Source organism: Pseudoalteromonas sp. SR44-8 (genome assembly GCF_014163635.1).
Taxonomy (GTDB): domain Bacteria; phylum Pseudomonadota; class Gammaproteobacteria; order Enterobacterales; family Alteromonadaceae; genus Pseudoalteromonas; species Pseudoalteromonas rhizosphaerae.
This window is the reverse complement of record NZ_JACJDS010000007.1, coordinates 52,098-76,959: the sequence shown is the minus strand read 5'-3', so window position 1 is coordinate 76,959 and position 24,862 is coordinate 52,098. Positions and strand designations below refer to the sequence as shown.

12 protein-coding genes are annotated in these 24,862 nt (G+C 39.5%); all 12 read left to right on the top strand.

The window, feature by feature from the left end:
- The first annotated feature begins 8 nt into the window (after positions 1-8).
- The 12 genes from H5183_RS04935 to H5183_RS04880 all read left to right on the top strand — a co-directional run bounded on the left by H5183_RS04935 (position 9) and on the right by H5183_RS04880 (position 24,857).
- On the top strand, positions 9-2,000 hold the full coding sequence (locus tag H5183_RS04935) for a hypothetical protein (RefSeq protein WP_182717069.1): 1,992 nt from the start codon (positions 9-11) through the stop codon (positions 1,998-2,000).
- Positions 1,993-5,109 (top strand): poly-gamma-glutamate biosynthesis protein PgsC/CapC, encoded by a 3,117-nt coding sequence (locus H5183_RS04930; RefSeq protein WP_182731089.1) that lies wholly within the window; start codon positions 1,993-1,995, stop codon positions 5,107-5,109. Before H5183_RS04935 ends, H5183_RS04930 begins: the two co-directional genes overlap by 8 nt.
- Positions 5,096-7,369 carry a hypothetical protein gene (locus tag H5183_RS04925; protein ID WP_182731088.1) on the top strand — a complete coding sequence of 758 codons (2,274 nt, stop codon included), beginning with the start codon at positions 5,096-5,098 and terminating at the stop codon, positions 7,367-7,369. The genes H5183_RS04930 and H5183_RS04925 overlap by 14 nt, the downstream gene beginning before the upstream one ends.
- Complete coding sequence (locus tag H5183_RS04920) at positions 7,353-8,123, top strand: hypothetical protein (protein ID WP_182731087.1); 771 nt, start codon at positions 7,353-7,355, stop codon at positions 8,121-8,123. Before H5183_RS04925 ends, H5183_RS04920 begins: the two co-directional genes overlap by 17 nt.
- Positions 8,108-12,448: an autotransporter outer membrane beta-barrel domain-containing protein gene (locus H5183_RS04915; protein ID WP_220496260.1), complete on the top strand. Its 4,341-nt coding sequence runs from the start codon at positions 8,108-8,110 to the stop codon at positions 12,446-12,448. The genes H5183_RS04920 and H5183_RS04915 overlap by 16 nt, the downstream gene beginning before the upstream one ends.
- A gap of 1 nt (position 12,449) precedes the next feature.
- Positions 12,450-16,562, top strand: coding sequence for a poly-gamma-glutamate synthase PgsB (locus H5183_RS04910; RefSeq protein WP_182731085.1), 4,113 nt, complete (start codon positions 12,450-12,452; stop codon positions 16,560-16,562).
- 313 nt (positions 16,563-16,875) lie between these two features.
- Positions 16,876-18,090, top strand: a complete 1,215-nt coding sequence (locus tag H5183_RS04905; protein WP_182731084.1) for a hemolysin-type calcium-binding protein — start codon at positions 16,876-16,878, stop codon at positions 18,088-18,090.
- A gap of 417 nt (positions 18,091-18,507) precedes the next feature.
- Positions 18,508-19,938 carry a peptide MFS transporter gene (locus H5183_RS04900; RefSeq protein WP_145237342.1) on the top strand — a complete coding sequence of 477 codons (1,431 nt, stop codon included), beginning with the start codon at positions 18,508-18,510 and terminating at the stop codon, positions 19,936-19,938.
- 624 nt (positions 19,939-20,562) lie between these two features.
- The gene (gene hppD, locus H5183_RS04895) at positions 20,563-21,609 is read left to right on the top strand and encodes a 4-hydroxyphenylpyruvate dioxygenase (RefSeq protein WP_145237345.1); all 1,047 of its coding nucleotides are present in this window, start codon (positions 20,563-20,565) and stop codon (positions 21,607-21,609) included.
- Between the two features lie 153 nt (positions 21,610-21,762).
- The gene (gene fahA / locus H5183_RS04890; RefSeq protein ID WP_182717062.1) at positions 21,763-23,076 is read left to right on the top strand and encodes a fumarylacetoacetase; all 1,314 of its coding nucleotides are present in this window, start codon (positions 21,763-21,765) and stop codon (positions 23,074-23,076) included.
- 142 nt (positions 23,077-23,218) lie between these two features.
- Entirely contained in the window at positions 23,219-24,376 is a 1,158-nt protein-coding gene (locus H5183_RS04885) for a M23 family metallopeptidase (protein ID WP_182731083.1), read from the top strand.
- On the top strand, positions 24,366-24,857 hold the full coding sequence (locus H5183_RS04880) for a polymer-forming cytoskeletal protein (RefSeq protein WP_145237352.1): 492 nt from the start codon (positions 24,366-24,368) through the stop codon (positions 24,855-24,857). The genes H5183_RS04885 and H5183_RS04880 overlap by 11 nt, the downstream gene beginning before the upstream one ends.
- Positions 24,858-24,862: the final 5 nt, after the last annotated feature.

Below are 24,862 nucleotides of genomic sequence, written 5' to 3'. Positions count from 1 at the left end.
AGCTAATCGTGGCTTTTAAACAACAGTTTTTTTTACTTAAACGCCAGCGTTCTTTTTGGCTTACTATTTGCCTGTTTATCATTGTGGTGATCTCAAATTCATTATCACTGTTTAATTCATCAAATGCCTTTTTCTATAGCCGTTTAGCAAATCTTACACAAAGCCAGCAAAGCAATGTTGTGATCATTGAAAGTGAGCATTTAAGTCGCGAACATAATGAACTAGTACAACAACTATTAAGCTATCAACCAAAAGCAGTATTGGTTTTTGCTAATGAACAACTAACAGTAAATAAAACCTTGACGGACATGGCACAAAACACTGTTTTTTACCCACACCCTAAAAATGACTACTGCCTACCACATATAAACGATTGGTCTGGCTACAATGTTGAATTAGCCGCTATGGCTGACAGCTCATGTCTGGCAATTTGGCCGACACTGTTTAACGACCTTGATAGTAGCAAAAGTGTATTGCTTAACTTCGCTTTAGCCCCTTCTGCACTGCCAAAGTTTTCAGCTGAACGGCTGATGACAATGGACATTATGGCCAGCCAGTTACAAAACAAAATCATTATTCTCGGTCAACATAATGCTGGTTTAGGGGTAAAACTTAATGCGCCTAAATTAACCCAGACATCAAACTATTTATTACTTACTGCTTATATTGCCGATACACTTGATAAGCAAAGCAGCATATCGCTACTGACACTATGGCAAAGCACCCTACTGCTGCTTAGTATTTCTTTACTACTGCTGTTCGCTTTTCAAAAATTATCAATTAGTTACAGTATCGTAATTGCAGTGCTAACAAGTATATGTTGGTTTGGCTTAGGGTATTTTATTTTAGTGTTTCAGCATTTATTTTTACCCGTTGGCCAGATGACCATTTTTACCTTTATTACACTAGTGTGGGTAATATTGGTTAGAAAACTCAACGAAGACAGGGAGCTCACTAGCCTAATTGGGAATATTCAACAGAAAATGGCTGGGCGCTATTTACCAAAGTCATTTATTTCTCAAAGCTCGCCTTGGGATGCGATTATTCGCTTGGTAACTCAACAACTTGCTTTGAATAAATCGATATTTTTAGCGCGTAAAGAAGGCGATCACCGACTAACCGAAATAAGAGCCGTCAATTGCCACCTTAGTGATATTAAAGAAATGCGCCGCGATTATAAGCGCGCGCCATATTCAGATGCTTTAAAAGAATTTGGTGTTGTGCCAATTTTGCGCCCATTTTTTAATGAGCTAAGTGACGGTGAGCTGCAATATATCGTACCATTGATCTATGCCGGTGATGTTCGTGGTTTTTGGGCAATGACAGTAATGCCTGATGCACAATTTAACAAACAAGCATTTGAGCGCAATGTAAATGCCTTTGCCGGACAAGTGGGTGAATTACTGTTCCATTATCGAATTATTGAATCACAAAATAATGCTAATGATAGCGCCCTATCTCAACTACTCACTTTGAAATTACAAGAACCGCTCAGCCAGCAAGTAAAAACGTCGATAGCGGAAATGGAACAAAAGCTAACGACCTTAGAGCATGTGTTTAATAATGTTCGCTCTGCGACTGTATTATTTAATTTATTTGGTCAAGTGGTGCAAATAAACAAATCGTTAGAAAAACTAGCTGCGCAGCATCAATTCTCTATTTTTGATATGACAGCATTGGATTTGCTCTGCTTAGTTACTGATTTAGATACTGAAACCGCGAAAGGTAAATTACGCTTTATCACCTTACAAAAAGGCGATATTTATCTTCAAGCTAAGCTTGATGAAAATACCTATATACTCAATGTTCGAGCAATGGATGCAAGTCATCTACAAAATGCATCTGGCGAGCCATTTCAGGTTTCAGGTATTTTATTTGAGTTTATTGATATTGCGTTTTTTATTGAGCAAATGCCCAACAGCAAACAACTGTGTGATTCATTATGCAAACAACAGCAATTTTACGCTCAAAACTTGATGGAGCCATCAACTAGTGGGTGATTTTATTTTACAATTGTTTCCAGCAGGTGGTGGCTTAGGTCAATCGGTGATCACCACTGTATGGATAGGCATTACTGTTGTTTGTTTGTTAAATTTACGATTTGGTTTTCCGCTTACTGGGCTTGTTGTGCCTGGTTATTTAGTGCCACTACTTATTGTTAGCCCAACCTCAGCCGCCGTTATCTTAATTGAAGCGGTAGTAGTGTATGGCTTAATGCTCTTTAGCGCTAAGTACGTAATGCAAAGATTTGGCTACGCCGAGATGTTTGGTCGTGACCGCTTTTTTGCCATTATCTTGATCAGTATTTTAGTGCGTGTAGTCATGGATACTTTGTTTTGGCCATTGATTGCTAACGTGCTCAGCGGTTGGGATATAACCTTTGATTATTCATCACAGCTTTATTCCCTGGGGTTAGTTATTATCGCCCTCACTGCCAACGTGATGTGGAATGGTGGCTTTAAGTACGGCATGAAAGTTACCATTGTTCAGCTACTAATTACTTTCTTATTAGTTCGTTTTGCACTCATGCCAATGACTAACTTTAGCATCGCCAATTTAGCAATTATGTATGAAGCGGTTGCCGCATCAATTATAGCGGCACCAAAAGCCTATATTATTTTGGTGATCACTGCGTTTATTGCGTCGCGTGCCAATATTAAATATGGCTGGGAATTTAATGGCATTATGCTACCCGCATTATTGGCGCTGCAGCTTATGCAGCCAACTAAATTGCTCACATCCTTTGCAGAAACAGCCATTATACTGATCATTGGTGCTTCGCTATTAAACTTTACGCGGTTACGTAATGCCAATATTGAAGGTGCAAGATTATTGCTATTTTTCTTCAATATCGGTTTTATCTATAAGTTATTTTTAAATTATTTTGTGGTGCACTACTACCCTGAAATAAAAGTTACCGATACCTTTGCTTTTGGTTATATGCTGTCTACGCTTTTAGCATTAAAAATATATCAAAAAAGCGCACTAGGCTTAGTGATCCGAGCCACCTTTCAAACTTCAATCCTAGGCGGTGCGTTAGCCATTGTGATCGGCTTTATTATCATGTTTATCCCTTCTTTATTTGTTACAACTGACATTAAAGAATTGCAAAGCACAAACAAAGTCAGCGCTCTTGGTCAACAGATCAGTGAATATAAAAGCTACCTTTATACGAGCAATAAAGGACAACTAGACATCAGCAGTTATCAAGCTAGTCAGGACAAAAATAACTTTAAACAAGCGATTTATGAAATTAATAAAGCCCCTAATTCAATAGAAAACTTACTGCTGAATAAACAGCGCTTAGCTAAACTTGATTTTCAATTGCAATTTGATGATAGTTATATTTACATTCGCGATGCTAGAAAAACCTCGCAACGCGGGTTATTTGTTATTTCTCGAAAACCAAGCGCAGATTTCATAGTCACGGTACCATTTCCCACTTCAGAAAGTTTAGCGAGCGACTCTGCGGGGCTTATATTTTCACACTTTGACAGTCGTGCCTTAGTATTTGGTACCAGTGCTACACCAACGACGGAATTAACTCATAATAATAAACAAAGTCCTTATTATTTAGCATTTATTGAAGCGCTGGGGCTTGAGCAACTATTTCAAGTACGGGAAGTTAACAATCGCACAAATCGTTTGTTAATCAAAACCCCTGTCGGCGCAACAAGTCAGTATTGGATTTACAATCAGTTACCAAGCTCACTCAGCCAACGTTTGATCCAACAGCTATTAGGACATCAAGAGACTTTTTTTGGTCAAGCAACCAATAGCTCTTTACCTGCAGCAAATTTTAATGGCCAGCTGTTTGAAGTGTTTTTAAATAGTGATAACTACACTACGTTATTAGCTAACATATCTCGTGATGAAAGTAATAACGAGGACAACGCAATTAGCTATGCAACGCAGAGCCTGAATGAAGTGATTGAGCTATTTGCTGACAACATTACCGCTAAAGGCAGTGGCGCTTATAAACCATTAACGGCAAATCAAGCCGCCTTGTGGGAATTTGAAATATTACACCCTCTATACCGTTTAAAAACTAAGCTGACGGATCAAGATGTAGATGAGAATATAATCAATCAACTAAATCAAATTAATGCCACAGCCAGACTAATGGGCTATCAGCTAACATTACTCAATAACGCGCAAGGTCGCTTTTTACTTATCGCCCCTTTCGTTGATGGGGCTGCAATAGCCTATGGTCAAGGTTTCTATGTCATCAATCTGACATCAAGTACCCAACTTAATATTGAAGTACCGCGACCATTATTTGAAAGTAATACCTTAAAGTTTGCCACTGAACTATTTGTAAATAGCCGGGCAGAGCATTTACTGATCGCCGGTGCCCATCCTTATGCGCATCCACAAGCGAATGTATTATTACCCAATAACGTTGATTCATTATTTAATGTGGTTCATCAAAGCTATTTACGGTTTGCACAAAATAATGCCATTTTAAACTTACAAATTCGTAGTCACAGTGCACCATCATGGATCAGACCCACCGCCCTAGCTTTTGAATATACGCAATCAAATAACGCCCACCAGCATCTTTTACAAACACTTAATCACAGTTTGCAAGATTTGGCTGTTGATTACCAAGTTGTGCAAGGCCAAACCGCGACAAGAGGTTTAGAGCTTGGTACGTCGCCGCAATCTGGCTATCAAATATTTGCTCCCCACAGCGAACTAGCAACCCTGTGGCTTGCATCTGATTTTAAACAGCAATTTTCTGTTAACCAGCAAAGTCTTTTACAACGCTTGCTCGCGATTTCAGCGCAACCAACAATTAAAGTAATGAATATAACCACATTATCGCCTGCCAATTGGCAAGCTGTAAGTTCACAGCAGCAAAGTCATTTTTTAAAAACGATTGAGCATTATGCCAGCACGCAACGCTTGACGGCACTGGCACAACTATGTAAACCATTCGCTAACTGTGAATTACAAACAATTGAATTTGAAGGCCGCCAAGAGTATGCCCTCGCGATCAGACAAAAAGGTAAGCTGTTGGCAATTTTTAATCCGATAACAAACCGTCTCACTGACCAAAACCGTTTTAACACTATGATGATTGAGGGATCGTATGCAATTTATTAAACGACTCTTAAAAATACTCATATTGCTCCTAATACTTACTGGGCTTAGTTTTGCGCTGTTTAGTTTTTATCTGTGGATACAGTCAGCTGAACCTATAACTAGCCGTTCGGATGAAGAGACACGCTCTAACGTTCAATGGCTAAGCACTGAAAAACCATTGATTTTTTCGTTTTCTAGCACTAGAACACACTCGATCCGAGTATTATCAAATGCGATATTTTCTGAACCACAGGATTTAGATAAACCGATAAACTATGCCATTGAATACGCATTCTTAAATGAAAAAAAACAAGTAATTAGTAGTCATGTCTATCACCATGCGTCAAAACTAACACCTCCCGACAATGAGCAACAAATAAAGCAAATTATTGAAAATCGGCAAGCTTTACAGGTCTCATCTGGGCAATCTTTTTATATCAGCCCAGAACAATTAAAGAACGTTACCAGCGTATCATTAAAGTTAATTAGCGAAGATAGCCAAGTTATGGGAGTTGTAGTGCGAGTCCATGCTAAAACACATAACGATAATGATGATAAATACAGCGCGTGGCTCAAGTTACCATTAGAGCGAAGAGAGCGAAGCAGCGCATATCACAGTATTGGGGTTAATGCGTTATCAACCACAGAAATAAACAATGCAGTTACCTATTCATGGCTAAAACTTGCTCCACAAGGTATTCCTGGGATCGACTTTAAAGCCGACATTTTATATGAAACGCTGCCCTACAATGTTGTTACTTATGACTTTGCGCAGCAACAACTTAATTTAAATGACTATTACACCGATGCGACACTGTGTGCGAGCATTGAACTAAAACAGCCAGATTCGCTTATTTTCAGTCTGGACAAATCAGCTGAAATCAATTTAACTTGGTATGATTTAAGTCAGTTTATTGCACCACATACTGTGCTTTATCGCGCAATTACAGCGCAGCCACTGAGCTTTATTACCGAGCCATTAGATATTGGTTTAGTAACTATATGCAGCACCGAGCCACTGTTAAGTAATTGGTCTTTTAGCTCACTACAACCGTTAACGACCGCACAAGATGGTTACTATCAAATAAGTAACTTATTAAATGCTCGCTTCACACTTGAAGGAAGTAGCGATATTAACATCGATCTCAGATCATCTAGTCGAGGTCATGCTACTGTGATTGTTTATGATCAAAATAATCAGCCAATTGATACCTTTACTATTTCTTATGACGATGAATTATCTGAATTTGATCGAGTTATTCTAGATTCCACACAACGAGAAAAAATCCCTAAAGCAAATAGCTTTTATTTACGTCTTAACGAACGTGCAGCGGCATTGGTAATTACAACTGAGCAACCGACTCTTGTACGTGTCAAATCACGTAATAGCCAGTTTAACTATCAACGTACGGTATGCCATACGAAATGTATTGAAGATCCAAACTTTCATGATATTGCCGCTTGGTATGAGCAACAAGCTGATAACCATTACGACTTTACTGAACAAGATAGTTACGTCAATATCCGAGTTTTCCAAGAGCCACCAGAGATCCTAATTAAAGACAGTTTCTATCAATCAAGAGAGCTGTTTAAACAATTACCGATCTCTAATGTCGCATTGGTCAATAGCCCAACAAAATATTTTACCCCAGTTACTGAGCCCAGCCCTTATAACTTTGCACCATTGCAAAATAAGCATCTGCTGCAAGCGGCGACTAATGCGCCAAGTACAGATCCAGGCAGTGTGGTTTATCAACTAAACAACAAAACAGCCAGAGAAGTAAATTTAGTAGACACTGACTTTGAACAACTGGCAAGTATTGAAAAAAATGCCCAACAAATTTATCAAAACTGGCAAGGGCAACGCCCGTGGCTTAAACAACGGTTGTATAAACTTACGGCAAATACGCCACTAAAATTAGCATATCCAACGCAACGCCCGTACAGTGTGGTATTAAAAGCGTACAGCCATTATGCTGAGCAGAGCATTATCCTCGATATTGCTCAACGTGCTAAATACCAAAGTGGCTTAACCCATGATTATAGTATTGCAAACAAGCGCTATGGACTTCAGCCGAGCCGCTTAAGTGATGCCTTTTTGATCCATCCAAAAGACAGTCAACTATTTGCTTACCCGGCAATTACTCAACAGCTCAATGCTGATGTTCGTGCGCTCAACAGTTTAACCATTACAAGCAATAAAACCGTCTGGATCGCAGTATTAGAAGAGTACGCTAACGAAGAAGTAAAAATAAGGTGGTGGAATGATGATGCAAGCTAAACGGTTACTTGCGATAATATTACTGTTATTAACTAGCGCAAGTTACGCTAGTTCGTCATCACAAAATGGTGCCTATGCGGTTACAAAAGCCCAACTAGCGCAATGGCTGAACACGCAAACAAACTTGGCGCAAGGCAACGAACTAACATCAGCGTTAACTTTAGTAACGAAAGATGAACACGTTATAGCAGGAGAAATAAAATACCAGTCGAGTGGCAGTCAGTGTATTGCCTATGCTCCGCACCGCTATTTTGACAAACACAGCTACCCTATTGCGATGGCTCTATTTACTGAATGCCAGGTTTTCTTAGCCAATACCATACATCGCAATACACTTGCAGCTGATGGACAAAAAAGTGATCTAGGTAAATACCACTACAGTGTTACCAATGCGTTTATTCAAAGCTACGCCAACACAGTCGATCAGTTCGTTATTTATCAGATACACGGCTTTGATCCAAAAAAACGACACACTAAAAAAGCACGCAATAGTGATGTAATAATCAGTCATGGTGCCAAGCCAGCTACAGCTAAATTACAGCAAATAAGCCAGTGTTTAACTGACAAATTACAACTTGCCAGTTATGTATATCCGTTAGAAGTTACAGAGCTTGGCGGCACAAAAAATATTTTAAATAAAATTCTGCCAAGCAATGGCGAATTTTTCCATATTGAATTAAGTGATATATTACGCGCGCAACTTGTTCAACAGCCTACTTTGATGAGTCAATTTAAAATATGCATTACGCTATAACTGCTATTATTTTCAGCCTATTGCTTACTTTGAGCCCACACGGCTTAGCCAGTAATGACAATATTTTGAGTTCGCCTATGTGGCTAAATGTGACACCTAACGTGCATTTAGATAAATCTCAGCAAGCGATGTATTTTGAAGCTAAACAAAGTCGTTATCTTTGGCTGGCAAAAGGTCAATGGCTGGAGCTGGATAGTACAACATTTAATTCGTTTATTTACAGCTCGGGGACCAGTCACCTTGCCCAGCAGAGACTCAATGTGAGTCGCGATTTTATCTGTGAACAAGCCAAGTGTCAGTTACCGATTGCATCATATAACCGCATTTTAAAAATCACCAATCACCTTGATGAAGGTGTAACCTTAACGGCAATGGTCGGTGAAACAAACCGTCACCGTGATAGCTTCCGTCGCGCCGTAAAGCTACCACGAGCGGTAACTCGTTTACAATATGGTCAAAATATTGAGCATTATTATCACTTTAAAGCGGGCGAAAAAGTAAAACTGTACTTTCAACACGCTAAAAAATTAAAACTAACTGTGCGCAAAGATTTACTAAATAAAGATATTAACGGCAAAGTCTATACCTATGTAAATGAGCAACCGATCAGTGTGCTCGGTGTTATTGCCAGTCGCGCCAGCGAGTATAGTGACCAACACATTGGTTTGGCCAATACCGATTACTTAGCAATAGATAAAGGTGAATACCTAACTATACGTAGTGAAACAGACGCTTATATTAAACTTGAGCAAAATCACAGAGCAATTTTTGATGATCAAGCAATAGATAAGCAACAAGAACGTTTGTTTCAACCATATTGGGTTAATAATTTAGACAACACGCTGCGTGCTATCTACTCGCAACACGACTTATCACAGCTAAACAATTCACCTTATCAAAGTGGTGAATTACTTTCGCAACGTCGTTATCAAGATTTACTTAGCACAATTTCATCTCGCGATTTTCTTGTTCCGAAGTCGCAGGATAAAGTGTACTTTAATAGTCAATTTAAGCAGTTTGATAGCTTTAGCGGACTGCGGATGGTTGATGATACTGGCTACCCTGTACTATCAGAGCACTATGCGCAAATACATCAATTAGGCCAGCAACAGCATCAATTTTCTCTAAACAATAAACAGCGCGTGAGAACGACGATAACACTGCATGCGCGCAGCAGTGTCGATAGCCAATTGTTAGTTCGCAGTGGTAACTTAAAATGGCATTTAACCTTGCTAAAAAGCGAAAATTTTGCCGCTTTTGAGTTAAACGTGCCTTTAACAACAACTCAATTAAGCATTCAGAATCTTCAGCAACAGCGCCAACCAATTGAATACGTAATGCAAAGTGATCAATTACTAGATTTACCAAATAATGAATTGCTCTATGCACAAGCAGGTACGCTAAAAGAAAAAAGTAATCTTATTCATAACTTATTGGCCCAGCAAATTAGCCAAATCGGTGATGAGTTTACTGCCGCACTGCTCCCTTATAAACCACTGAAAACAAAAACTGCGGCAATAACTTCCACTGATACTATGCATTGGCAACATCAACTCGGTGAAGCTGAGTATTTAATGGCAGAGCATCCACTTCAGGCACTGCAATTAATTAAAAAATTAGTCAACGTGCCCAATACAGATATTGCAATTAAAGCGTGGCAATTGCGTCTCACTATTTTGATGGCGCAAGGGCGCGACGCTTTAGCCAAAAGCTACCTTGAAGGGCTCTACAAAAGCAGCCAAGAAGTGGCTATCAAATCCTATGCTGGCAATCAGTTGATACAACAATATCAAGCATTAGAGCAAGACTATAAACTGCAAGGTTTATGTGCCAATGCTTTAGATTTATTAGCGCCATGTAGGAACATTTTGATTGCGCTTGCAATCAAACAACAAAAAAACTTACTCGCATTGTGGTTAAGTCATGACTTACCTAATCAAGCGGCATTGCAAACAAGCTTTGCAAAATTAAATTGGCGCGATTACAGCGAAGCAGATATTCAACAGCCCAGCTACGAACTTGATTACCCAGGCACGCAAACGCTTGCCAGCCCAACGGGGTTAATACAAGCACTGGTGGTTAATAAAAGCCAAGCGGTAACATTCAAAGCGCAAAGCCAACCACTCACAATTGCCCTAAGAGCGCGCAGTACCAGTGTTCAAAATGGTCAATATAAAATGAGCTGGTTGTTTGCACAACAGACATCGCAATCATCAAAATCAGCGCAACACACTGTACTGCCAATTTTTTCTGATATTAACTCGCAAACCCTATTACGCAATGATGCTCAACCGCTGTCGATCTCCAGTGACGCGTTGATCACATTACAAGCTGGTGAGTCAGTTCGCTTATATAGTGATCAACAAACATTTATTTCCTATAAAATACTCTCGCAGCCATTGACGACGACGTATAATTATCAAAATATGGCAACCCGCTATTTTTGGCAAACACCATTTATGGCGTTGCTATATGACACCGATATCAACATGCAGACGTTATTGAATAATACCTTATTTAAGTTAGCGGATAAAACGCTAACCACCAATGAGTACACGCAAGTTTTAGCGAAAGTAAATGCCCTGAGCTTACCTCCACAACTCGCGCAGTTATTTTCACGTATACAAAGTTATGGCCAGTGGGTTCCTCTACAAGACTATACTGACTTTGCTGGCACGCAACTCATTGCTGTGGATTCTCAAGATGAGAGTAGCTATAGCGACCAATTACTGCGTACCAGTAGCCAAGGCGGTTTTACGCAAGGATTAGTCTTACGCCCACATCATGATTTACATATTGACTTGAGCCAAACCCGCTCAGAACAAATTCGTTTAAACTTTCATTTTTCGGTCGCAGAGTTATCTGCAGCGGCTGACTTATCCCAAGGGAATGTCGCGAACGTTGCAATAAAATTAGCCACATCGGAAAAAGTTTGGTCAATACAACCTGATAAACCAACTGCATTTGGTTTTAATAAAACTGAGCTAACCGAAAATGTGCTCTCGTTGCAATGGCTTAATCCTTATTTATCACAAATGATGACAATCAGCGCACAAGAGTACCGTAATGGTCGCTGGTATGACTTACCGCTTAGCAATAACTTGTTATTTTACACTGTTCTGCCAGAGCGGCATTTAATCGCACAATTACCAGCCGATCGCTTAGTTAAGCTCGAGCAAATGCTCCCAAGCAGTATTGTTGGTGAATTTGAACAACGCCTTGAACGCAGCTTTTTCCACCCAGCAGGTAAAATAGAAGTCAGCACCGACAGCATCAAGCACGTTCGCTTATATACTTGGCAATTGAGTGAAAGCAATCATAAAATATCTAATTTTGAAGCCGAGCAAAACAGCTTCGCAAACACCGTAATTTACCAACTGCCCGTTGCTCAGCGTGCCCTGCAAACTGAGGTCGCACAGTTTCATCCAGACGACTTAAGCTGGCAAGCATTTATTAATTATGACCGCCGAGGTATTTTTGAATCTAGCGAAAACGTCCCTATTCGTCATAGTATGGATGTTGGCGCTAGGTTTCGATTAAGTGACGATGAGAATTGGTATCGTCTTGATCTTACTTACTCTTTGAGCGAACAAGATAGCGAACTATTTTCGATTGATGGCTATCATTCTTGGCAAGATCATGACAGTCCTTGGTACGTCGACAGCGCCTTGCAAACCACATGGCAACCAAGTCAAGCAGACACTGACAGCCAATATGCATTTAATACCTATGTGCAGATTGGTCAGATCTGGCGCATTGATGAAAGTCATCGTCATCAATGGCAAATAAGTCCATTCTACAGCTACAGCAGTGCTAATATTGAAGACTTTTTATTTGATCCTAAACTCAATTCAGACATTTATAATTTTTATCGCGAAGATCACCCGCATGGTTGGCGAGGCGAATATCAATATCGCTATCAACCGTGGGTTGATAGTTACTTTAATTTTCTCGCCGGCAGCACGTCCAATGCCGATTGGACAAGCCTAGATATTTTGCGTTTTGGCGCATCTTGGCATCAATATTATCAAGGGCAAATCTTCCAAGCCGGATTAACCAGTTACTATAAGTTTGCTGATAAACATCGCCCTAATAGCACATGGCAATACATCACCAGTGTAGGTTGGCGAAAACAGCTGCCATTAGGTAACTTTTCACAAGGGTGGATCAAAGTACGTTGGGACCAAGATTGGTTTAGAAATGACCATAACATCAGTCTCGAGTTTTCGACTGGCAATATAGCTGACACCGGTTTTGGTGTTTTCTCTCACGACGAAATTATTTTTGAGTCACTGCAACTCAATCACTTTTTAGAGCAGAATTAATATGGCAAACACCAAGAAAGTTACTCCCTCTAGCGAATTAAAAGATCGCTTAGAACATCTATTGTTTGCTGATATTGCTAATTTTTGGCTGGACCTTTATCGCCAAAAATACCGTCAACTTGTTGATGAACTAGCGCAGTGGGAATTGCTGCAAAATATGCCCGATGGCGAAGATCAGGATATTTGGCTATTGCGCCAAGCAATTGCTTTTTTACGTCATCGCGTAGAACATAAACAGCAAAGTTTACAAAAGTTGGATGCCGGTTATCTGCTTTTTATTGAAAGACTCAGTCATGCAGAAATCAGCGCCGAACGTGAATTCCATATTTTAGATTACGCTCAGCAACTAGGCGCCACGTCTGAACAATTACGCCAAGATAAACTTGCCTTTAATCGTTGGTTTGACGAAGGTGCTGTGATCAACCGTTACCAAGATATAGTCGCTGATATTGAACAAACTCTTAAATTTTTAATTGGAAAGCTTGGCGACTTAAGTAATCGCTATTTAAAAAAATCTTCAAACGATATAGCAAAAGCGTGGCAAACTCTGGACTTAGAGAGCTTCTTTTTACAATTATTAACCAAGACCGATAATGAACATGTAAGAAATGCGCTATACCGTGCCTTGGCGAATCAAGTACAACTGATGCATAACCATGATGGCGATCCAGAGCTAAGTGCAAATTTAATTGAAACCTTAGTATTAGCATTAGAAGAGGTGAATACACCGCATTTAGCCCGTTTGGATATATTAGAAATTTTGATCCATCAACGGCCAACCTACATTCGTGCATTTATGCAGCAGCTGATCCAACAAACTGATCAGTGCCAACTTAATGCTGAAGAACGGTTATTTATTTTAGCTGCGTTACCAAAAATTTTAACCAGCCAGAACACATTGAGCCACTTATGTGAAAACCTGTTAATGCAGTTAGCCGAACACAGTTATCCACGAGTAAGGCAAAGTGTCATAGAGCAAGCTGGTAATTTTTCTATCAGTTTTTTACAAAATTTATTAACCGAACGATTAAAAATAGAAACCGTTGATGCCGTGCGCTTTACGTTAGTTAAACAACTAAGTAGCGCGCGTATAGATACTGACAACTTTACATTCAAACTCTGGTGGCAACTATTAAGTGGTAATGAAAGCTTTGCCATTAAACGTTTAACGTTAGAGCTCACAGCTCGTATGATGCTCAATCAACAATTAGAGACAAACCAACCAAATAGCGTTTTCACAACTTATATCAATTGTTTAAATGAACGATTGCAGAGCGAGCCGGTGCTGGCTATTCGCCGTTTTATCAGCCGTACCAGAGAGCAATTAGTTGCATTTGAGCATCAAAATTTAATGGCTGAGTTAGAGCAAGTATTACCAAACTCTGCAACCCTATCTCAGCTCGATAAAGAATTAGATGAAGAGTTACTTGGTCGCTTACTCAGTCGTAAAGCTCAGCAAAGCGAAGGCTACAATGTTAGTAAAAATAAATTAACATGGCAGATCCGCAGTGGTTATCGTTATGCGTTTAGGTTGTGGCGTTTTATACATGAATGGCGCAACCCAAGCACAGACAAACGCCAAAGCTTTAATCATAGCAAAGCCCGAAAACCATCTGCCTTTATGCATGTTCCTAGTTGCTCTGTAGCGGAGATAAGCACTACCAATGTTCCTGGCGAACCGTTATTTGATACTGATGAATACTCAGCGCGGCCACATTTACCGTTACCTGATTTCTTACTCTCGGTACTGAGCCAAGACAATTTAAAACAGCCAGCAAAAACCTATACGCCAGATGGTATTTTATTAGTTACCCCGCCAAAGTCATTATTTCAGCGAATTAGCAGTTATATTTGGCTAAGTATTAATATTGATAGTTTAGATACGCAACGTAAAGGTAACGAAATAGAGCAAAACAATTACCTGAAAGCACTCAATAAGCACGGTTTTAGTTTTGAATTTAAAGCCTATGGTGAACAACTCGGTTGTACGTTTGATGTAGAGCCAAATATTAGTAAGCTTTATAACAAGCTAAGTTTTTCTCCACTACTGGTAAATATTTGGCTGAATTTTAAAGAGTATCTTTACTCAATCTATCAAAACAGTATTGGTCAGCTTATCTTTTTTGTAGTTGGTTTTATGGTTTATTTTTGGGGACGTCATATTCGCATAAGCCGACGTATAAAAACCGACCGTCAAGCAATTCCAGTCAGTATTGGTGGTTGGGGCACCCGAGGTAAATCTGGCACTGAACGCTTAAAAGCCGCGCTGTTCAGCAGTCTTGCGTTAAAAGTAATAACGAAAACAACGGGCTGCGAAGCAACCCTTATTTATGCTCGCTCCAATGGTGAACAATTTGAAGTGCCTTTATTCCGCCCATTTGATAAAGCCAGTATTTGGGAGCAAAGTGATGTTTTACATTTTGCTAAAAATGTCAAAGCAGATGTCTTTTTATGGGAGTGCATGGGCTTAACACCTCGCTACGTCAAAATACTCAGGCAGTGGATGCAAGATAACTTTTCAACTATTACCAATGCCTATCCTGATCATGAAGATATATTAGGACCAACAGGTATTGATGTGGCTAAAGAAATGGCAAACTTTATCGCCCCCAAAAGTCAGGTTTTTACTAGCGAACAAACCATGTTCCCTATTTTAGATAAAGACGCTACACAAAAAAGCAGTACCTTAATTCAGGCACATTGGGGCGATGGTTATCAAATCACACCCGACATTAGAGCACTTTACCCATATGAAGAGCACCCGGATAATATTGCTTTAGTATGTAAGATGGCAGCCTACATTGGCCTGGAAAAAGACTTTGTATTTAAAGAAACAGCACAGCGTATAGTACCTGACATTGGTGTTTTACAACACTTTAGCCCTGTACCTTTTACACATTTTAGCATGTCATTCGTTAATAGTATGTCAGCCAATGAACGCTTAGCGACCATAGAGAACTGGCGACGCTTAGATTTATTTGGCCTAAGCAAGGATCCAAGTAAACAAACCATCGCCTTGATTAACAACCGAAATGACCGTGTAGCACGTTCAAAAGTGTTTGCCCAGATGCTCGTCGAAGATTTACCGTTTGATAAAATGGTTGTCATTGGTACCAATGTTGATGGCTTTTATAGCTATTACTTGCACGCTTTTGCTGAGCGCTTTGAACGAATAATTAGTAATAATGATTTACAGGAATTAGAATTGTTGTGCTCTCAGCTACACTGCATTAAAGAAGCAGATACAGTTGCCGAAATAATGAATAAAGCACTTGAAGGTAGCTACCAGGCAAAAGAATTTACCGCCTTGAATAATGCAGAGCAATTTACTGATTGGCTCAATGGACAGGCACAAACATTAAGTGAACAGCAGCGGATAAGTTTGCAAGATGTTTTTAATCACTATTTAAGCTATCAACAGATGCGGCCTTTGTTGAGTGATTTAAAAAAGAATCAACATAATTTACAAACAATATTATTGGAATTAGTCAAAAGTAAATGCATATTAATTACTAACTCCAAGGTCACCCCCGATCAATTAACGATCATGCTAACTGCACTTGCGAGGCCTCACTGTCACCAAGTCATCATTGGTATGCAAAACATTAAAGGAGCTGGCTTAGGCTATGTTTATGGCTGGCAACAATGGCAAAAGATTTACGATAGCATAAGTATGCTTTTAGATAACAATTGCTCAGCTGAACAGTTTAAAAAAACCTTAACGCGCTTATCACTGATCAGTACATTTAGTCAGCTTGAGCATGCTTATTTAAGCAGTGCGTTATTAGAGATAAAAAAAATGCATCATGCGCAAAATGAATACAGCCAAGCAGAGCTTGTGCATATTAATGAACGTTTGAATAAACATCAGCAACAGCTAGACAATAAAACCGACAGCCAGCAACAAGGCCCATTAAAAAGATTTGCCATACAAGTGGCTGAATCATTTTTAGATGCTGGGGCTGCTGTTAAACGCAAAAAAATTGCCAACCAAGTTTATAAAGATATCGCAACCCAGCGTATTACTCTTGAAAAAGCTATTACGGTCTTAGGAAAGCTAAATCGCAATCAAAAGCCCGGCTGGTTAACATTTTCAAATAAAGATAATAGCTAAGTTAATCATACCGTAAAAACCTACAAAGCCTTAATTACTAATTAAGGCATACCGACCTAAACAAATGTATTAACTTAATTTTCAGCTAAAATTTTAGTTATAAAAAAAGTAAAATATTTTCAAAGTAATTACATTCAGCAAGTCACTGTTTGCAAATGAATTATTTAAAAAAGACAAATAAAGCAGTGAATTATTGCGAAAACGCTCATGTTCAACATTTGACCGAACCCAATATTTATAGCAAAATAGTACCATAAATTGTTAATAAAAATGTTAACAAAAACAAAATGAATTACTTGGTAGGAAAAGTACTATGAAAAACTCATTGTTTAAGCTTGCAACATTACCTTTATTGATCGCTTCAGGCTTTGCAGCAGCATCAACGAACCTAGTAGCAAATGGTTCTTTTGAAAACACTGCAACAATTTCTGGAACATGGGGATTATTAAATCAAGTCTCAGGTTGGCAACGTTCAAACAATGCTAAGTTTGAAATCCAAACCAATAAGCTTGGCCTTATCAAAGCTCAAGATGGCAGCCAGTATTTAGAGTTAGATTCGACAGCTAATTATAGCGTTTCGCAAACATTGAATACTGATGTTGATCATAACTATGAAGTAAGCTTTTATTATTCAGCACGTGTAAGTGGCGATGCAAATACTAATAAAGCAGAAGTATATTGGGATGGTGAGTTACTCGATACGTTAAATTCAACCACCAAAGACTGGCAAAAGTTTACGTACACTGTAAAAGCAAGTTCAGCAGCAACCGAACTTAAATTTATCGGCGCAGGTAAATCTGATTCATTAGGTGCGTTTATTGATGATGTTAAAGTAACTAGCCAATGTGCATCTGGCTTATACGGTATTAATAACTTCGGTACGAATGAAGAAGGATTTGTTTACTTTTTCAATACTGACACAAACACATACTCTAAAGTAACGGGTTTAAGTAACACGGCATCAAATATTGCATCACATAATGGTGTTTTATATTTCATGGAGCAATTAGATAGCTCGACTAAAGTCTCGCAAATTTTATCACTTGACCTTGCTACGAATGAGCAGGCATTGGTTACATCTGCAACTTCGTACCCGATTTACCGCTCTGCAATGAACGCTGATGGCACAACATTACGTACCACAAGCAAAACATACATGTACGATTTTGACCTAGCTACAGGTGATAAAACAGTACTTGGTAAATTAACTTTCCCTGGTGATTCGTTCGCTGATGGTGATATTGCTTATTCAGCTGATAATAATGTTCTTTACGTTCTTACCGGTAAAGCACTTTATACTATTGACCAAGGTTCAATGGAGTTGTCTTTAATTGGTGAGCATGGTGTTGATCAAGCATCTGGTATCGCAATTGCTGCAGATGGCACAATTTATGTTTCAGGACGTGTAAAAGGCGAGAACGCTAAAATTTACCGATTAGATCAAAATACTGCGGCGGCAACATTCATTATGGATGGCCCTTCACATGTTAATGATTTAACGTTTGTTGATAGTAACTACTGTAACTAATTTACACTGTTAATAAGTCTTTATTTAAAGGCCGAGTAATTTATTACTCGGCCTTTAGTATTTGTTACACAATGCCACCTTATTTACCCGCTATACAAAAAATGAGCAAGTGTCATTTCATTACGCTTATTACCGCAAAGCCCCTTAGTGCCTTACGCTGACGCTTTAAAGCCATCAGTAATCTAACTATCGCAAGCACTTCCCCTGCACTGCCCGTGTATGTATACTTAGGCGCAATTGTAGCTAGGATAAGGGTGTGACTCTTACCCACTAAGCAATCTTAGTGAGCAAACCATTACCTTAGCTGCATTAAAAATAATATTCATGGCCACCCGTTCTGTTTGTGTTGAAAGCACATGAACGACCAAAGCAAAAAATATAAGGCCGCAATAATTAACGTTGAGTTAGGAAGTAAATATGAGTTCATTACCTAAAGCAGGTGATTTTTTAGGGCATCCTAAAGGATTATTTCTGTTGTTCGGCACAGAAATGTGGGAACGATTTGGTTATTACGGCATGCGTGCCATTTTAGTACTTTATCTTGTTGCTATTGTCCAAGACGGTGGTTTTGGTTGGAGTAATGCAGACGCACTAAGCCTTTATGGTACGTTCACAATGGCGGTTTATATCACTCCATTATTTGGTGGTTGGTTAGCTGATAACGTACTTGGTCAACGAAAAGCTATTATCATCGGCGGTCTACTAATGGCTGCTGGCCATTTTACTATGGGTATCCCCCACGATATGTTAGCCGGCCAACAGGAAAACGTATTTTATATCGGTCTTGCTTTATTATGTATGGGTAACGGTTTATTTAAACCTAACATCTCAACTATGGTTGGCGACTTGTATAAAGAGGGTGATCAACGTCGTGATGGCGCCTTCACAATCTTCTATATGGGTATCAACTTAGGTGGTGCGCTTGGGCCACTTGTTGCGGGTTTCGCAGCTGCATCTATGGGTTGGCAATATGGCTTCGTTGTTGCTGGTATTGGTATGCTAATTTCGGTAGCGATGCAAGTAGTACTTAGTAATAAGTACTTAGGTGATATTGGTGTTGTTCCTGCCGCTAAATTAGCGCAATCACAATCAACTTCAAATACCAAAGAGCCGCTCACAAAAGTGGAAACTGACCGTATAAAAGTTATTTTCACTATGAGTGTATTTAGTATCATATTTTGGATGGGTTTTGAGCAAGCCGGTGGCTTGATGAATTTATTCGCTAATGATTACACTGATCGTATGTTGTTCAACTTTGAAATTCCAGCGTCTTGGTTCCAATCATTAAACTCAATCTTCATCATTATTTTTGCGCCTATGGTTGCCATAGTATGGTTGAAACTTGATAAACGAGAGCCTAATTCTCCAGTTAAATTTGCCATTGCGTTGATATTCTTAGCGCTTGGCTTTATCACTATGATTTTAGCACTTATGACCCAAGGTCAAGGTGAGCCACTACAGATCAGCATGATGTGGTTAGTATTATTTTACTTATTCCATACCTTGGGTGAATTATGTTTATCGCCGATCGGCTTATCAATGGTGAGTAAACTAGCACCACTGCGTTTAGCATCAATGCTAATGGGAATTTGGTTCCTATGTACTGCTGTTGCGAATAAGATTGCTGGTTTCGTAGGTTCATTCTTAGGTGAAGGCGAAGAAGCGCTTGATAACGCATTGGGCATTTTTATTGGTTTAGGCGCGACTGCTGTTCTCTCTGCTGTGATCATGTACTTACTAAGCGACAAGCTTGTTAAATGGATGCACGGTGCTGAAGGTCAACACGAGCCACAAACACAAGAGCACATTTTAGCTGAAGAGCTTGAAGTAGTTGCTGAAAAACCGTAACGTTGTGTTTATTATCTCCCCACAAGCTATGCCGCTTGTGGGGATTTTAGTTGCTCTATTTATATCGCCATGATTAATTCCTGCCAACCAAACGTCGATTTAAGTTACGATATTAATAAGGCTGACTTCAAAGCGCGTAACAAAAGATTATAAATTACTTTTCAACAGCTTCATTAAACACATCTGATAGGCCACCACGCACGTTCAACGAAACGCTGTAGCACTGCTAGCAAAATGCCCCAGCCATTACTAGTAACCTTAGCTTAGCGCAGAAGAGTTAGTTTTTTAACAAATACGGCTCTAGCGTAAACAATTTATTACACCACGTATATTTAATAAGGGGGGAATAGTTCCTTTATTTGATTATTTACCCCCTTAAATAAGAATAAATTAATTTTATTTATCAACAAGTTAACAAAAGTTTAAGTTGCTTAATACAAGACCTTTCAATACAAATCTCAAAACCAAGCATTAATGCTTATGCATTTTAAAATGATCGTCCCATTTAATTTACAAAGAGCCGTTTGCCTAAATAGCTATCGGCTCTTCCCCTGCTGCCAATTATGGTTAATTATCTGCGCATCAGACACAACAAGACGCAGTGTTTATTGCGGGAGAATTATAATGAGTGAAGTAACTAACCCTTTAGGTTTGGTAGGTATCGAGTTTACTGAATACGCTACACCTGATGCAGATTATATGGATAAAGTATTTACCGATTTTGGTTTTTCAAAGCTCAAAACATTTAAAGGTAAAGACATTGTTTATTACAACCAAAACGATATTCACTTTTTACTAAATAATGAACGTGATGGTTTCTCTGCAGAGTTTGCAAAAAGTCATGGTCCTGCAATTTGTTCTATGGGTTGGCGTGTAGAGAATGCTCAACAGGCATTTGACACCGCAGTAGCGCGTGGTGCAAAACCCGCGACTGATTCAACTCATAAAGACCTACCATACCCGGCAATTTACGGTATTGGTGACAGCTTAATTTATTTTATTGAGCAATTTGGTGACAAAGGTTCAATCTATGAGCAAGACTTTGAAGACTTAAGCGAACAAAACATTGTTGATGATAAAGGCTTTATTCGCATCGACCATTTAACTAATAACGTTTATAAAGGCACTATGGAAACATGGGCTAACTTTTATAAAGACGTCTTTGGTTTTACTGAGGTTCGTTACTTTGATATCAAAGGCCAAAAAACAGCCTTGATCTCTTATGCTCTTAAATCACCGTGCGGCACCTTCTCGATTCCAATCAATGAAGGTAAAGGCAACGATAACAACCAAATCGATGAATACCTTGGTGAATACAATGGCCCAGGCGTGCAGCATTTAGCATTCTTAACAGATGACCTAGTAAGCTCACTAGATAAGCTTGATAAATCAACCATTGCCACGCTTGATATTATCCCTGAATACTACGATACAATTTTCGATCGTGTACCTTGGGTTGCAGAAGATAAAGAAAAGATCCGTGAACATCAGATCTTAGTCGATAGCCAAAGTGAAAATTGCTACTTATTGCAAATTTTCTCGAAAAACTTATTTGGCCCAATCTTTATCGAGATGATCCAACGTGTTGATGACGGCGGTTTTGGTGAAGGTAACTTCCAAGCACTGTTTGAATCAATCGAGCGCGACCAAGAGCGCCGCGGCGTTTTATAAGCACCGTATTGTAAATTTAAAAAGCAGCGTACTTCGCTGCTTTTTGTCGTTTCATCAATATTATAAATGACAATCTGAATTTCACTGTTTAAATCGCGCTATTCATCACCATATCCACTGTAAAGCGCGACTGACTAAACCAAAGGAAATGTAATGAGTTTAATTAACGAAACCCATGATATAAATTTAACTAGCTGGGTTGCCTCAGCGAACGTTGCAAATTGTGACTTCCCAATTCAAAACCTACCATTTGCAGAAGTACGTCGTAAGAACTCTGACGAAGCTTTTCGTGGTGCCGTTGCCATTGGCGACCAAGTTATCGACCTTGCCAAAGTAAACGAGTTAGCTATTTTCTCAGGCGATGCACAAACAGCCATAGCAGCAGCAAGCCAAGCAACATTAAATGAATTTATGGGTCTTGGTCAGCAATATTGGTCAGCGCTACGTTTAGCATTATCTAAAGCATTACGCGAAGGCGCCGCTGAACAAGCTAAGTTAAGCGACGCATTAATTGCCCAAGCAGACATTGAGTTTGCATTGCCATGTCGTATTGGCGATTACACTGACTTTTACACATCTATCTATCATGCAACAGCAGTCGGTAGCTTATTCCGTCCTGACAACCCGTTACTGCCTAACTATAAATGGGTACCCATTGGTTACCATGGCCGTTCTTCATCAATTGATGTGTCAGGTCAAACCTTTCATCGCCCAAATGGTCAAACTAAGGCGCCAGACGCTGAAGTACCATCGCTTGGTCCGTGTAAACGTTTAGATTATGAGTTAGAGCTAGGCATTTATTTAGGTAAAGGTAATGAATTAGGTGATGCCATTGCTATCGAAAACGCTGAAAACCATGTATTTGGTTTTTGTGTATTCAATGACTGGTCAGCACGTGACTTACAGGCATGGGAATACCAACCATTAGGTCCATTCCTTGCGAAAAACTTTGCTTCAACTGTATCACCGTGGATTGTAACCACCGAAGCATTAGCACCTTATAGAACATCATGGACTCGTGATGAAAATGACCCACAACCATTAGATTATTTAGAATCAAGCCAAAACCGTGAGCTTGGCGCCTTTGATATAAAAATGGACGTGCAAATTGAGACCGCTAAAATGCGTGAACAAGGTGCTGCACCTTCATTAGTATCTAAATCAAGTTTCAAACATTCATACTGGACAGTGGCACAAATGGTGACTCATCACACAGTAAATGGTTGTAACTTTATGCCAGGTGATATGCTGGGCTCAGGTACGCAATCAGGTCCGACTCATGAAGAAGCCGGTTCATTACTTGAACTGTCTCGTGGTGGTAAAGAAAAAATCACCCTTAATAACGGTGAACAACGCAGCTTTTTAGAAGATGGCGACAACGTTATTATGCGTGGTTGGTGTGAAAAAGCCGGTTTTGCTCGTATCGGTTTTGGCTGCGTAGAAGGAACGGTTCTTCCTGCTAAGTAACTAAGTTGTAAACATTTATTAAATGTATTTATTATAAGGAGGCGACCAACGCCTCCTTTTTTAAGATTAATTACAATTTTTTACTGGCTTTTTCAGCTCAGATTGCTATCTTAATTCGGTTAATAGCCAGTGTTTATAAGCCATGTCAGCATTTATTAAGTCTTTTTATCACAAATTATTCCCAGCTAGACAGCTGTTGATCCGCCAAAATGGTGAGGTTAAACATGTGATATTAGCACCTTGGTTACAAATATCAGCTGTAGCGATTATTTTAATTGCTTTAGTATGGTTGGCTGTTTCGACCCTGCGAATATACTCTCAAACCAACAAGATTTCCGATATCGAACAAAGCCAATTATCAAAACAACAACAGTGGCAGCAACAAAGTAAAGAACAACAAGCACAATACGATAAACAGTTAGCCCAGCTTGCGGTGCTAGAGCAAAAGCATGCTTTATTGCAGAGCATGATCGATTCTTTACCTGAGTCGATGAGTAATCCCACACTGCCAGCAGCGCCGCCAGAAGGTGAACTCGGCGAACAACAAGAAGAGTTCCACGAACCATTAGTTGATGAAAACCCTAACAGCGCACACACTCTTTCACTCTCTGAATCTGTTAATATCGAGCAACGTTTTGCACTACTCGATAGCCAATACCAACACAGCTTTTTACAAATAGAGCAACAAATAGAACGCCGCCAGCACGATATTTTAGCGATGCTCAAAGGTGCAGGACTTGATACCGCCTTGGCGCGTCGTCTAGATGGTGATATGACAGAAACCGCGCAAGGTGGTCCGCTGGATTTATTTGATGAATCAAAGATCCCAGCTGAATTTTTAGTCATCGCAGATAAACTATTGGCGTTGAATAAGCTTGAAAATTTACTCAGTGAGTTACCGCAAACTCTGCCTGCAGCAAATTACTATATTTCGAGTAGTTTTGGCCTGCGTAAAGATCCAGTGAATAACCGTCATGCTTATCATAAAGGTGTTGATTTAGCAGGTTGGCATAAAACCGAAATATTCGCCCCCGCTGATGGCACTGTATTACGCGCAGGACGCAACGGTGGTTATGGTAATTTTATCGAACTGCAACATAAAAACGGCTTTGTAACTCGGTTTGGTCACTTAAATAAAATCAACGTTAAAAAAGGCCAAACGGTAACCAAAAATGATGTTATCGGATTAATGGGCAGCACTGGCAGAAGTACTGGCACTCACCTACACTATGAAGTATTACTTAACGACAAACATGTCAATCCAGTCAAAATAACAAAGGCGCTTTCTCGTGTTCGGTAAAAAAAAATCAACAGTAAGTAGTTCTGCAAATTCTCAACTAAAAAGAACTAGCCACACTCCTTCGATAATTTCTGAAGATGTTCGCTTAACGGGCAGCCTAGTGAGTCAAGGTGAAGTACAGCTTGATGGTCGCATAGATGGTGATGTTCGTGTTAACCATTTAGTTATTGGTAATACCGGTTGTGTTGAAGGCTCAGTGGTCGCTGAAAGCGTGATTGTAAAAGGTAAAGTAATCGGCTCACTCAACGCCAGCAAAGTAGTTATTGAACGTTCAGCGCAAGTGCACGGGGATGTTTATCAAGATACTTTAAGTATTGATGCTGGTGCAATTATTGAAGGTAACTTAAAACAACGCCATGAAGCTGAAACGGTTGAATTAATTACCAATAACGCAGAATCAAAGCCAGAGCTTACATCTGCGCTCAGTGAAGGTGATAATGACTTGTCGTTTTTCAACAAACAAGCCGCAGAGAAAAAATAATCGCT